The sequence below is a fragment of the Cellvibrio sp. ATLC23 genome (assembly GCF_057196725.1).
Genome location: NZ_JBXUOS010000007.1, coordinates 1 through 13,101, shown reverse-complemented (window position 1 = coordinate 13,101; position 13,101 = coordinate 1). Strand labels below are relative to the sequence as shown.

Below are 13,101 nucleotides of genomic sequence, written 5' to 3'. Positions count from 1 at the left end.
TTGTGGGGGGGCGGATTGGAGTTGCGTGTTACTTATTCACAAGCTTGATCAATAATTTGCTGCGTTATTTCGCGCTGTTTGGTTTTGTCTTCCTCTGTGAGGATGACATCAACACCGTCGGCATTGGTGGTTTTGATTCGTGCTACAGAATTTAACATCGCCAAATTTTCTTTGGCTCTGGCGCAGCGTTCAGGGTTTTTTAATGACTGCTGATTATTTTCAGTCGCAGCTGCATCAGCTTTGGCTTTTGTTGCTGCTGTTGGTGCCGGTGTAGGGTCGCTATGCCCCGTGCGGGTTTTCACCAGTGTTGCTTTAACATTTTTGGGTGGCCGCTCGCCATAGTGAACTACACCCTTGGCATCTGTCCAAGTGTAGACTTTTTCTTTAGCGAAGCCTGATTGGCTGATTGCCAGCCCCAGAATTAAGGCACTTATAACCCCGAGTACGCGTGAACACTTCATGAATCTTATCCTTCTACGCCAATGAGCAATATACATGCGGCCATTAACGGCCTTTAGAGCACTATAGACCTTATGTCTGCGGAGCGAAACCGGGATGCGTAAATCTGTGAGAGAGCGCAAGCAGGCGCCATAAGCGCGGTTGTTGCTTATTTCACGCTGGGGACAGGCTGGATATTAGGGCGGCGCGATTAAAAAATGCGCAAAAGAAAGTTAATTGCTTGACTTTAAAGCATATCTTGCGAAAATTGCCAGTCCTCCAGATGGCTGGCAGCTGGCCGATAATCCCGGACACCAATTGCCTCCCGCCAAGTCACCCTCTTGGCGAACCCTCTGCTGGCGGTGCTCCTACCAGAGCATCACCTTAGAACGCCGCTGTTTACCTGCACGGTTTTCGCTGATCCGATCCTGACCTTGCCGGGTTTTGATCGTGGATCATTCACGGTGTTGGCCTGCCCTAAGTGCCAATACTTTCCTGTGTGATTCTTTGCCTCCTTAACTAACGGCTGTAGCAGCCTTTTGGTAAAAGACACACGCGCATATGCGATTCACATCCTAAAAGGGGAATTATCGTGGAAATGCTTTCCGGCGGAGATATGCTCATCCGCGCCCTGAAAGACGAAGGCGTTGAATACGTTTTTGGCTATCCAGGCGGCGCTGCGCTGCATATTTATGACGCCATCTTCCGTCAATCTGACGTTAAACACATTTTGGTTCGCCACGAACAAGCGGCCACCCACGCTGCCGATGGTTATGCGCGCTCGACCGGTAAAGTAGGTACCGTGCTGGTAACTTCCGGCCCAGGTGCGACTAATGCCATTACCGGTATTGCGACGGCCTATATGGATTCTATTCCGATGGTGGTCATCTCCGGCCAGGTGCAAAGCCACTTGATCGGTGAAGACGCCTTTCAGGAAACCGACATGGTGGGTATTTCCCGCCCGATCGTAAAACACAGCTTTATGATCAAACACGCCAGCGAAATTCCTGAGATTGTGAAAAAGGCCTACTACATCGCTGCGACCGGTCGCCCCGGCCCAGTGGTTATCGATGTGCCTAAAGATCTGACTCATCCGGCCTACACCTTTCCTTATGAGTATCCCGATAAGGTCAAGCTGCGCTCTTATACTCCAGCGACCCGCGGTCACTCCGGCCAGATCAAAAAAGCCGTGCAACTGCTGCTCGGCGCCAAGCGTCCGATGATCTATTCCGGTGGTGGTGTAGTGCAGGGCAATGCCTCGCACTTGCTTAAAGAGTTGGTTGATCTGCTCAATTACCCGGTGACCAATACCCTGATGGGTTTGGGTGCTTATCCCGGCACCGGCAAAAACTTCCTCGGTATGTTGGGAATGCACGGCACTTACGAAGCCAACACCGCCATGCATCACAGCGATGTCATCCTCGCCGTGGGCGCGCGTTTTGATGACCGTGTAACCAATACTGTTAGCAAGTTTTGCCCGAATGCCAAAATTATTCATATCGATATAGACCCGGCATCTATCTCCAAAACCGTTACCGCCGATGTGCCTATCGTGGGTGCGGTAGATAGCGTTCTGGGCGAAATGCTCGCCCTTATCAAAGAGAGCGATGAAAAACCGGATGCTGAAGCACTTGCATCCTGGTGGGAACAAATTAACGAGTGGCGCGAGCGTCACGGCATCTATACCAAAAATCGTTTCGATACATCGAGCGATAAAATCAAACCGCAAGAAGTGATTCAAGCGATTTGGGAAGTCACCAAAGGCGATGCGTATGTCACCTCCGATGTTGGCCAGCACCAAATGTTTGCCGCGCAATATTATTTGTTCGACAAGCCGCGCCGTTGGATCAACTCCGGTGGACTCGGCACTATGGGCTTTGGTTTGCCTGCGGCGATGGGTGTGCAAATGGCGCATCGCGATGCAACCGTAGTCTGTGTGACCGGTGAAGGTTCAATCCAAATGTGTATTCAAGAATTATCTTGCTGCACGCAATACCACTTGCCGGTAAAAATTATTTGCTTGAACAACCAAGCGCTCGGCATGGTGCGTCAATGGCAAGACATGCAGTACTCCAGCCGCTACGCGGAAAGTCTGTATGAAGATTCATTGCCAGACTTCATCAAACTCGCCGAAGCTTACGGCCACGTCGGTATTCGTGTGACCAAAAAAGAAGAGCTGAAAGCGAAATTAGCGGAGTGTTTTGCACTGAAAGACCGCGTGGTATTTATGGATATCATGGTCGATCAATCCGAACACGTTTATCCAATGCACGTTGCGCCCAATGGTTCCATGCGCGATATGTTGTTAAGCAAAACGGAGCGCACCTAATATGAGACGTATCATTTCTGTATTAGTTGAAAACGCCCCCGGTGCACTGTCGCGCGTAGTAGGTTTGTTTTCCCAGCGCGGTTACAACATTGAAAGCCTGACCGTAGCACCAACGGAAGACGAAACCCTGTCGCGTTTAACGCTGACAACGCTGGGCGATGATCACAAAATCGAACAAATCACCAAACACCTCAATAAATTAATTGACGTGGTTAAGTTGGTAGATTTGACCGAAGGTTCGCACATTGAGCGCGAACTCATGCTGATCAAAGTCAAAGCGTCTGGTGCACAGCGCGCAGAAGTAAAACGCTGCGTGGATATTTTCCGCGGTCAAATCGTGGATGTCACCAGCACCCTCTACACCATTCAAATCACCGGTGCGAGCGACAAGCTCGATGCGTTTTTACAAGCCGTCGGCGATGCTTCTATCATCGAAGTTGTCCGCACCGGTGTGTGCGGCATTTCGCGCGGTGAAAAAGTGTTGAGTTTGTAAGTTGTTGCGTTGGCACTCGAAAGGCCGATAGCTGCGAAGTTATCGGCCTTTTTTGTTGGTTCAATGATAACGAAGGAAGAACCTATGGCTCGTATTGCTAGCAGTTCTACTCAAAATGTTATTCAGCGTTATGCTGTGATAGTTGTAGCCTTAATGATGTGCATGTCTATTGGAATATATGTTTTCAATTTTTCAGGCAGTCTTAGTGATGATCAGGATACATGGGGTCAGTTTGGTGACTTTTTAGGCGGTGTTGTTAACCCAATAGTTGGATTCATGACAATATGGCTTCTTACAATTAGTTTGAAACAAAGCCTTGATGCATTACAGCAAAGTCGTGAGGAGCTTGAGCTTACTCGTGATGCTGTTATTGATGCTAGGAAAATGCAAGAAGCAACAGAGAGTGCGCTGAAAAAACAAATAGCAGTGGCGGAGCACTCAAGAGATATTGATATTGCTTTAATTATTTGGAAATCTTTGGATGAAAAATATACTCTTCTCAATCAAGAGCATAAGAGATTTACAAAAAATACAGTAAACAAACAGGCGTCAGATGCAGAGTTTAATTTGATCAAAGAGATGGGAAAAGTTAGCGCTGAAAAGGAGAAGTATGAAAGAATTATTTCAATTGAAAAGAATAGACTGATAAATATTTACTTGCCCGAAAATAATGTCTATTCAGATTAATCGATACAGTTTAATTATTTCAATGGTTATTAGAGGCTAAATCTTGGGATTCACCATAACACGATGAGAAACTTTATTTTAAATTGCAATATTTTTGAAATTGCCGGTGTTGGCCTAGCTTTTTTTGGTGGGATTTATTTGTTGTTTGGCGCGCTCAGTTTAATGCTTACCCAGCAATTGCTGCCGCGTTTGCATATCGGCATCAAACTTGATCCTCGCCCGTTGGGTGATGGGCAGTTGCGGCGGGAGTTGTTGTTGTCCGCGAGTTCGATTGGGATTTTTGGGGTGGGGATGATTTTCCCCTGGGGGTTGCTGCAGCTTGGTTGGGCTGAGTTGGCGATAAATCCTTCGGGCTTGCAAATCGGGCTGGAAATTTTTGTGTTGATTATCTGGAATGAAATCCATTTTTATATCAACCATTGGTTGCTGCATACCCGTTGGTTACGGCAGTTTCATTTGCCACATCATCGCTCGGTGGTGACAACCCCTTGGTCAACCTATGCATTTCATCCGATTGAAGCGATGATGTTGGGCAATGTGATTTTATTGCCAATGATGCTGCATGATTTTAGTGTCTATGCGCTTTTTTCTGTGCCCTTATTTAGTTTGCTGTTTAATAGTATCGGCCATTCTAATTTTGATTTTAACCCTCGTTCACCGCGCGTTGTTTTTAACGGTGCGCGCCGCCACCATTTACATCACGCGTGTTTTAACGGCAATTACGGTTTTATGTTTCCGTTTATGGATTGGATTTTCAAAACAACATTGCCAGCGGATGCCGCTGACAAACAAATTAATCGCTGGCGAGTGCGTTAGGCGCTATGCGTAACTGGCGCGATTGGCAGAGCATAGTGTATTTACTGGTTTTGCCATTGCTGGTGTTGTGGCAGTGGCAGCAGCAGGGTTTTAGTTGGCCACTTTATTTATTGGAATTATTTTTAACACTGGGTGTGGGTGTGATTCACCACAATCACACCCATGTGCGAATTTGGGCTTCGCGCCGCTTAAATCGCGTTACGGATTTATGGGTCACTCTGTTACAGGGGCATCCCACTTTTGTGTTTTACCCATCCCATATTGCCAATCACCATCGCTATCATCATGGCGAACAGGATCTAACCTGCACTTACCGTTTTAATACACCCGGTGCACGCGGCGACACTAATCATCTGCTGGGGTATTTATTGCATCCGCTGCAGGCGATAACCGTGTTGTATCCCGAGTTTGTCCGTTATTTGAAGCGGCGATATAAATTTCAGCGCGCGTATTTTTATTATTGTGTACTGCAGTATCTTCTTGTTATTGGATTGTGGCTGGTATTGGCTTTGATCGATTGGCAAAAATGGTTAGTGTTAGTATTGATTCCGCAGTTGTATGGTTTGCATTGGCTGCTCGCGACCAATTATTTACAGCACGCTCACGCCGATGGCCGCGGAAATAATTTACAGTTTGCGCGCAATTTCTATGGTTGGCTTAATCCCCTATTATTTAATATTGGGTTGCATACTGCACATCATCAGCATCCACGTGCACATTGGTCGCAGCTGCCGGAATTGCATCAAACCTATGCGCAACAAATTCATCCTGCGCTACAGGAAAAAAGTTTGCTGTGTTATATGCTGCGCACTTATTTTTTGGCATTGCTGCACCCGCGTTGGCGCAGCCGCTCGTTACATCACAAGGACTAATTTATGCCTACTCGCTTCAATCGTGTTTACCTTCAAGCCGCTGGCTACCACCTGCCGGGTGAGCCCATTACTAATCAGGAGATGGATGATTTTATTGCACCGATCAATCGCATCTCGCTGCGCATCAAAAATAAAATTCTGGCGGAGAATGGTATTCAAACCCGTCATTACGCGATTGATAAAAACGGTACAACTGTTACTTCGCATACTCAGCTTGCCGCCAATGCGATTCACGATTGTTTAGCGCGCGCTAATGCAAATTTGAGTGATGTAAGTTTACTCTCAGTAGGCTCCTCCGGTAGCGATGCCTTGATTCCGGGTTTTGCTGCGATGGTGCAAGGTGAGTTGGGCGCGCCGCCGATGGAAACCTTATCGAGCCTTGGCGTCTGCGCTGCGGGTATTTCGGCATTAAATTATGCGGCGCAATCCATCGAGCTGGGTGCGCATCAACAGGCGTTAGTTACCACCGCAGAAATGCCATCGCGTATTTTCAAAAAAAGTCGTTTTGCCCCGCGTGGATACAGCAGTGATTTTGATGCACATTTTCTGCGCTGGATGTTGTCTGACGGCGCGGGTGCAGTATTGCTTACCGATACACCGCACACAAAAAAGGGTGTGCGGTTAAAAATTAATTGGATACACCAAAAAAGTTTTGCCGGTGATTATCCTGTGTGTATGCAGTTGGGATTGACGGAGGATCGCAGTAAATCTTTCCTGGATTTCCCGTCATCCAGTGAAGCGGAAGCGGCGGGAGCTTTATCGCTGCGGCAGGATATTCGCTTGCTGCCGCATTTGTTTGATGTGAGCATTCACGAATATGTGAAGCTGGTGCACGATGGTTGGGTAACATCTAACGAAATCGATCACTTCCTTTGCCACTATTCTTCTGCGCGTTTTATTCCGGTGGTGGAAGAGTTGTTGGATAAAGCGGGCTTGTCCATTCCGCGCGAGCGTTGGTACAGCAATTTAACCACGCGCGGGAATACCGGTTCGGCATCAATTTTTATTATGCTCGCGGAATTCCTCGATACCCATCAAGTTAAACCGGGCGAGAAAATATTTTGTTTTATTCCCGAGTCGGGGCGCATGACCGCAGCCTATATGTTGATTGAGGTGGAAGCCGCTGATGCACCTTTGGTTGCCCATCCTGTAGCTGCGCCTGCAGCAAAAAATGTACAGCCTGATATAGCCGCACCGCATGATCCGCAATCTGCGCCACAACATTTACAAAGTTTGTTAACCACTCTGGCGGGCACTTGGCACGACTACCGCTCGCAAGTCTGGCGCAGCCCGGTAATTCATAAATTAGTCAGCCAACAATTTAATCTGGCGGATTATCGCAACTGGACCGCCCAGTGGGTGCCGCAAGTGCGCGAAGGCAGTAAATGGATGCGTGAAGCGGTGGCATCGCTTACGGGAGTTTATGCAGATTTAGCGGCATTAATTGAAACTCATGCGGGTGAAGAGCAAAACGATTTTAAAATTTTATATGAAGATTATTGTGCAGCCGGTGGCACAGAGCCGCTGGATGATTTACAGCGCAATCCCGGCGGCGAAGCACTGAACTCCTATTTGCATTCTTTAGCATCAACCAAAAATCCGATTGGTTTGTTGGGTGCAATTTATATTATTGAAGGCACTGGGCAGCGTATTGTTCCTGCGCTTTTGCCTTTGCTGCGCAAGCAAGTGGATTTGCCCGCGAGTGCATTTCGCTTTTTGGAATATCACGGCGCAAATGATGAGCACCATCTGGCGCGCTGGTTGGCGGCAGTTGAATTGTTCTTGGCGATTGACCCGCAGGCGGCAAGCGCGATTATCGCCACCGCCAAGCGCACGGCGCAGCTGTACTTGATGCAGTTTGAACATATTCTGGAGTCATAAGCGATGGACAATGTAGAAAATGTAAGCAGTGTAGAAAAGAGGGAAAACAACCCAAAGTTTTTGCAAACCGAATTTGATCCACGCGACCCCAGCCCTTGGCTTGCGCTCTATTTGGATCAAAGTACGCCGCTGCCCGATCATGTGAAAAAAGCCTGGCTGGCCGATTCCGAAACGCCCTCGCGCCAATTTCTATTGCCCTTTGTGCGGCCCATTGCGCGCACACTGATTGTATTAATCCAGATTGTTAAAGTGGTGGTGCCGCGCAATTGGGCGGCGTCCAAACTGTTGCATTGGATTCTCGCCACCGGATTACAATATTTTGTGCGCCCCGAAGCCAATTGGTTGGTGTTGCGCCATTTTCATATGGGCGCGCAGATTCTGGAATTTGTTGCGGCGAATGCACCCGTTGCAGTAGAAACCGCGCCACTCAAACCAATGAATCTGGACGATTTAAAGGATGAACTGTTTTTAAAACACGATTTGAACCTGTTTAATTTTGTGATTCGTTTGGGCAATGCCTTGCGCGCCGCCGATAAAAAACTCGTGCCGGTTGCGCAACCCGACTTCAGTATGATCAAAGAGCCGGAAATACAATTGCAATCCATGCCGCGCGGAAAATTGAACGGCATAGATTTGCAAACCGCAATCGAAATGTTTACCCCCACCTATCAATTATTTTTAACCGACAATGATTTTTGGCGCGCATCCAACTCCTTGCAACTGGATGAAACTATCGGCCTATATGTAGCAACGATTTTAAATTCACCCCAGCATTTGGTATTGCTCAACAACAAACATCCGCTAGTACCGATGAGCACCCTGCGCGCCGGTTATCGTTTGGTCTTGCACGGTTTATCAACTGAAATGCTGCATGCGTTATTGATGGATTTGAAAAAAGCGCAAGCTGAACATCATGCCCCAGATTACGCGGTCAATCAGTCTACATCCGTTGCGGATACAAACTAAGTGATCGTGTAATGAGTGACATTTTTTCGGTAATCGATTTTTCAGCTCCCTCGCACGAAGTTGCGCCCCAATTAATCGGTGCGCAATTTTTTGTGAATGGCGTGGGTGGAATTATTGTTGAAGTTGAAGCTTACGACCAAGCCGAGCCTGCATCCCATACATTCTCCGGCCCCAGTGCGCGCAATGCTTCCATGTTTGGCGCACCCGGTTGCGCTTATGTTTATCGCTCTTACGGCATTCATTGGTGTTTAAATTTTGTGTGTTCGCCGGAGGGGCATGGTGCGGGTGTATTGATCCGCGCAATCCAGCCAACTCGTGGATTGGAGATTATGCGCGAGCGCCGCGGTGTTGAGTCTGAAAAATTACTGTGTTCCGGGCCGGGGCGTGTAGGGCAGGCATTGGAAATTGTGTATGCGTTGAATGGGCGATTGCTTGCGCAAAAACCGTTTCAATTATTGCCGGCGGTTGCGCCGGTTAATGTTGTAAGCGGTCCGCGCATTGGGATTTCCAAAGCGATTGATTTGCCCTGGCGTTTTGGTTTGGCTGGCTCTCCTTTTTTAAGTAAACCATTTCACTCAAACGGAGCATAATGAATCAACGGTTCGTCTTATTCAGGCTGCCGGTGTATTTGTATTTTTATCGGCGTTTACTACGTTTTAATGCGAACTAAAAACAAGAAACCCCACTTTTTAGGGTGGGGTTTCTTAGTTAGTAATCGATGGCATTAAGCAAAAATATTGATTAGCGCTCGATGTGTGTAATGCCGGAAGATTCGACAAGGCTTACTAATTGTTCTTTGTCTAACTCAAGCGTTTCATTGCTGTAAAAGTTGGCGTTTTGACCGTCAGTTCTAAGCGATTTACGAACGCTTTTGGCGTTGCCAAAGCGTGCGCTAGCTATATTCAGTGTTACTTTTGAGCCATTAACTGCATCAACTTTCATTACGCCATAAGGGTAAGAACTTTGGTTGTCAGAAGGGAAAAATGATTTGAGCTTGACGGTGTATACATCACCTACGGCGGGTGCCTGAGCGTAGGCTGCGCTTTGATTTTTATCAAAAATAGAATACGCAAAACCCACTATAACTAATACAACAATACCAACTGCTTTTACTTTCCAATTGAGATTAAACATAGGTAGTCCTTTAGATTTGGTTTAGGGGAGTGCGAGTTTAGATTAATCACCAAATGCAAGCAAGAGCGTCTGCGTTGTGATTTTAAAAGCGGTTGTTAAGTTACATACCAGTAAAAATCATTAATCATTGTTCATAGCTTGGCTCCAAAACGCATTCACAATCGGGCTTTTCAGTCGCTTTTCCATCACACACAGGCCGGTGTCGTAGGGGCCTAAATCCGGTTGCGGGTCAAAACGTTTTACTTTGTTGGCGAGTGGGCTGTTATCGACCACAATTTGCGGCACCACGCCTACGCCGAAGCCCAAGCTCACCATGCTCACAATTGCCTCGTTACCTTTTACTTCGGCGTAGATGTTGGGTTTGATGCCGAGGGAATCGAACCAGATATTTAATCGCTCCCGCGCCAGACCCTCCTCGGGAATAATCACCGGAATTTCCTCCCAGTTTTTGTCTTGCCAGTCTTCGCTAGTGGCGGTGATAAAAATCAGCGGCGAACTGTTGATGGGTTTGAAGCTGACGCCCGCCGGCAACTTGTCCGGTTTGGCGGCAATGGCAATGTCTTCTTCACCCGCGAGTATGTGCTCAATCGACTGCGCTGGGTCGCCGGTGTGGAGTTTGATCGCAATGCCCGGATGTTTAACGCGAAACTCGGTGAGAATTTCATAGAGAAAGCTGTAGCTGGCGGTGACTGAGCAGTAGATGCTGAGTTGGCCGCGCAGCTGATCGGCCTGGGCAACAAGCGACTCTTGGTAGGTCTCCCATTGCTGGATTACTTCTTTGGCAAAGGCGAGAAACTGCGCACCTTCGTGGGTGAGAATGACCGAGCGGTTGTCGCGCACAAAAAGGGTGACGCCCAGATCATCTTCAAGCTGTTTGATATTGCGGCTCAGAGTTGACGGGCTGACATGGCTGGCGTTGGCGGCGCGGCCAAAGTGCAGGCTGTTGGCGAGGTTGCAAAATAGGCGGAGTTTGGCGATGTCCATGGGCGGTAATTAATAACCTTGTTGCATAAAATGAAATATTGAATTGCGAATATATCATTTTACGCGATGCCGGTGTTTCTCTACACTGGCGGCCTTTTATCCAATCTGCCCTGATTCAACTGGGCGGCAACATCCCAACAGGAGTCTGTTATGCACGTTTATTACGATAAAGATGCCGATCTTTCTATCATCCAAGGCAAAAAAGTAGCCATCATTGGTTACGGTTCACAAGGCCACGCGCACGCGTGCAACCTGAAAGATTCAGGTGTTGATGTAGTTGTTGGTCTGCGCACCGGTTCTGCGACTGTGAAGAAAGCGGAAGCTCACGGCTTGAAAGTAACTGACGTTGCTTCTGCGGTTAAAGCGGCTGACGTGGTAATGATCCTGACGCCGGACGAGTTCCAATCAAAACTCTACAAAGAAGAGATCGAGCCAAACATCAAGCAAGGCGCTACTTTGGCCTTTGCTCACGGTTTTGCGATTCACTACAACCAAGTAGTGCCACGCAAAGACTTGGACGTAATCATGGTTGCGCCAAAAGCACCAGGCCACACTGTGCGTTCTGAGTTTGTTCGTGGCGGCGGTGTACCTGATCTGATTGCGATCTTCCAAGACGCATCAGGCAAGGCAAAAGACACTGCACTGTCTTACGCATCAGGCGTAGGCGGCGGCCGTACCGGTATCATCGAAACCACCTTCAAAGACGAAACTGAAACTGACCTGTTTGGTGAGCAAGCAGTTCTGTGTGGTGGTGCGGTTGAGCTGGTTAAAATGGGCTTCGAAACTCTGGTTGAAGCGGGCTACGAGCCAGAAATGGCTTACTTCGAGTGCTTGCATGAGTTGAAGTTGATTGTTGACCTGATGTTCGAAGGCGGTATCGCCAACATGAACTACTCAATCTCTAACAACGCTGAATACGGCGAATACGTGACCGGTCCTAAAGTGATCAACGAAGAGTCGCGTAAAGCTATGCGTCAAGCATTGAAAGATATCCAAACTGGCGAATACGCTAAGAAGTTTATCCTTGAAGGTGCAACTAACTACTCTTCTATGACTGCTGCGCGTCGTAACAATGCTGCGCACGGTATTGAAGTTGTGGGCGCCAAGTTGCGCGCGATGATGCCTTGGATCCAAGCGAACAAAATCGTTGACCAAACTAAGAACTAATTGGATTTTGGTTCTGACAAAAAACGCGGCTTAGGCCGCGTTTTTTGTTTCTGACTGTGTAAAATGGCGCTCCCGCAATCGGAGAGGCAAGTATGAATCAGCACGATAATGACAGTTCCAAGCAAGATCCGGCTGAGCATGAAGGGCCGCTGCCTTTTGGTGATCATGTGGAAGAGGTTTCTGAAAACGGTAAGAAGGTTCGCCATCGTGGCGTTTACCTTTTGCCTAATCTGTTTACTACTGGAGCCTTGTTTTGCGGTTTTTATGCCATTGTCTCGGCAATGCATGGCAACTTTGCGCAAGCGGCGATTGCGATTTTTGGCTCCATGCTGCTCGACGGAATGGACGGGCGTGTCGCGCGCATGACCAATACCCAGAGCGCCTTTGGTGAGCAGTACGACAGTCTCGCCGATATGGTTTCTTTTGGGGTTGCGCCTGCTTTGGTGGTTTTTAGCTGGGTGCTACATGATCTTGGGCGCTGGGGTTGGGCGGCTGCATTTATCTACACTGCGTGTGCGGCGTTGCGCTTGGCGCGCTTCAATACACAAATCGGTGTGGTAGATAAGAAATACTTTATGGGTTTGGCGAGTCCCGCGGCGGCTGCAATTATTGCGGCAACTGTGTGGGTTTGGTTTGACTCTGCGCCAACAGGTGTGTGGGCAGCGGCTATTGCGGTGCTTACCGCGTTTACCGGCTTGTTAATGGTCTCTAATTTTCGCTACACCAGCTTTAAGGGGCTTAACTTTCGCGGGCGGGTTCCTTTTGCTTTTATGTTGTTGGTGGTGTTGGTTTTTGCATCGCTTATTATTTATCAGCAGCAAGGTGTGCTGGCGATAGCGGTGATTTATGGTCTGTCGGCGCCACTTGTTTGGCTGTTTCAGCTTGTGTCGGGTAGATCAAAATTGCCCAAAGCGCCCGAATAAAAATCAGTGCGTTTGTTAATTGATCGCAAATGAATTTAAAGTGCAATAAATTCCAAAAAAAGCTTGCGCAAGGGTGGTCGGATTCGTATAGTGCGCGCCCTTGCCGAGCCGGAGTCAGCCGCGAAAGCGGAGTGATTAAAAGGTGCGGCAAGAATGTAAAAAGTTAATAAAATTAACGCTTTACAAAGTAAAAAAATAGCGTAATATGCGCGCCTCGCCAAACGGTGAGTGGTAACAGAAAGCGAAAAAGCCAAGTGTTTTTAAGCGAGTTACCGGTAAGCGAAATCTGAAAAAGAAATTGCTTGCGAATAGTAAGAAGGTGCGTATAATGCGCCTCCCACGGTTGAGCCGAAGCGCTAACCGGTTTTTTAACAAGACAGATCAAGCAATGCGTGTGGGCACTTGCGGATG

14 protein-coding genes are annotated in these 13,101 nt (G+C 47.9%); 10 read left to right on the top strand and 4 right to left on the bottom strand.

The window, feature by feature from the left end; translation table 11 throughout:
• Positions 1-32: 32 nt before the first annotated feature.
• Complete coding sequence (locus AC2CG4_RS12310; RefSeq protein ID WP_484486537.1) at positions 33-461, bottom strand: DUF4124 domain-containing protein; 429 nt, start codon at positions 459-461, stop codon at positions 33-35.
• Between the two features lie 569 nt (positions 462-1,030).
• On the opposite strand from AC2CG4_RS12310, the gene AC2CG4_RS12305 reads away from it, so the two are divergent.
• From AC2CG4_RS12305 to AC2CG4_RS12270, 8 genes are all read left to right on the top strand, one after another.
• Entirely contained in the window at positions 1,031-2,767 is a 1,737-nt protein-coding gene (locus tag AC2CG4_RS12305; protein ID WP_484486536.1) for an acetolactate synthase 3 large subunit, read from the top strand.
• A 1-nt stretch (position 2,768) separates the two neighbouring features.
• The gene (ilvN, locus tag AC2CG4_RS12300; protein WP_062061070.1) at positions 2,769-3,260 is read left to right on the top strand and encodes an acetolactate synthase small subunit; all 492 of its coding nucleotides are present in this window, start codon (positions 2,769-2,771) and stop codon (positions 3,258-3,260) included.
• An 84-nt stretch (positions 3,261-3,344) separates the two neighbouring features.
• On the top strand, positions 3,345-3,947 hold the full coding sequence (locus tag AC2CG4_RS12295) for a hypothetical protein (protein ID WP_484486535.1): 603 nt from the start codon (positions 3,345-3,347) through the stop codon (positions 3,945-3,947).
• 63 nt (positions 3,948-4,010) lie between these two features.
• Positions 4,011-4,763, top strand: a complete 753-nt coding sequence (locus AC2CG4_RS12290; RefSeq protein ID WP_484486534.1) for a sterol desaturase family protein — start codon at positions 4,011-4,013, stop codon at positions 4,761-4,763.
• A 5-nt stretch (positions 4,764-4,768) separates the two neighbouring features.
• On the top strand, positions 4,769-5,635 hold the full coding sequence (locus tag AC2CG4_RS12285; protein ID WP_484486533.1) for a fatty acid desaturase family protein: 867 nt from the start codon (positions 4,769-4,771) through the stop codon (positions 5,633-5,635).
• A 3-nt stretch (positions 5,636-5,638) separates the two neighbouring features.
• Positions 5,639-7,516: an iron-containing redox enzyme family protein gene (locus tag AC2CG4_RS12280; RefSeq protein ID WP_484486532.1), complete on the top strand. Its 1,878-nt coding sequence runs from the start codon at positions 5,639-5,641 to the stop codon at positions 7,514-7,516.
• 3 nt (positions 7,517-7,519) lie between these two features.
• Entirely contained in the window at positions 7,520-8,482 is a 963-nt protein-coding gene (locus AC2CG4_RS12275) for a DUF6999 family protein (RefSeq protein ID WP_484486531.1), read from the top strand.
• A gap of 11 nt (positions 8,483-8,493) precedes the next feature.
• A complete protein-coding gene (locus AC2CG4_RS12270) occupies positions 8,494-9,072 on the top strand; it encodes a DNA-3-methyladenine glycosylase (RefSeq protein WP_484486530.1) in 579 nt (192 codons plus the stop codon).
• Between the two features lie 151 nt (positions 9,073-9,223).
• Here the strand turns inward: AC2CG4_RS12270 and AC2CG4_RS12265 are convergent, their stop codons facing one another.
• Positions 9,224-9,616: a hypothetical protein gene (locus tag AC2CG4_RS12265; protein WP_062061087.1), complete on the bottom strand. Its 393-nt coding sequence runs from the start codon at positions 9,614-9,616 to the stop codon at positions 9,224-9,226.
• Between the two features lie 120 nt (positions 9,617-9,736).
• Positions 9,737-10,600 (bottom strand): HTH-type transcriptional activator IlvY, encoded by an 864-nt coding sequence (gene ilvY / locus AC2CG4_RS12260; RefSeq protein ID WP_484486529.1) that lies wholly within the window; start codon positions 10,598-10,600, stop codon positions 9,737-9,739.
• Positions 10,601-10,750: 150 nt separating this feature from the next.
• Here ilvY and ilvC point away from each other — a divergent pair, with 150 nt between their 5' ends.
• Together ilvC and pssA are read left to right on the top strand one after the other, a co-directional pair.
• On the top strand, positions 10,751-11,767 hold the full coding sequence (gene ilvC / locus AC2CG4_RS12255; RefSeq protein WP_484486528.1) for a ketol-acid reductoisomerase: 1,017 nt from the start codon (positions 10,751-10,753) through the stop codon (positions 11,765-11,767).
• Between the two features lie 92 nt (positions 11,768-11,859).
• Positions 11,860-12,690 carry a CDP-diacylglycerol--serine O-phosphatidyltransferase gene (gene pssA, locus AC2CG4_RS12250; protein ID WP_484486527.1) on the top strand — a complete coding sequence of 277 codons (831 nt, stop codon included), beginning with the start codon at positions 11,860-11,862 and terminating at the stop codon, positions 12,688-12,690.
• A 172-nt stretch (positions 12,691-12,862) separates the two neighbouring features.
• Here pssA and AC2CG4_RS12245 read toward each other — a convergent pair.
• Positions 12,863-13,101, bottom strand: a 239-nt coding sequence (locus AC2CG4_RS12245) for a hypothetical protein (protein ID WP_484486526.1), incomplete at its 5' end; no start/stop codon positions are given.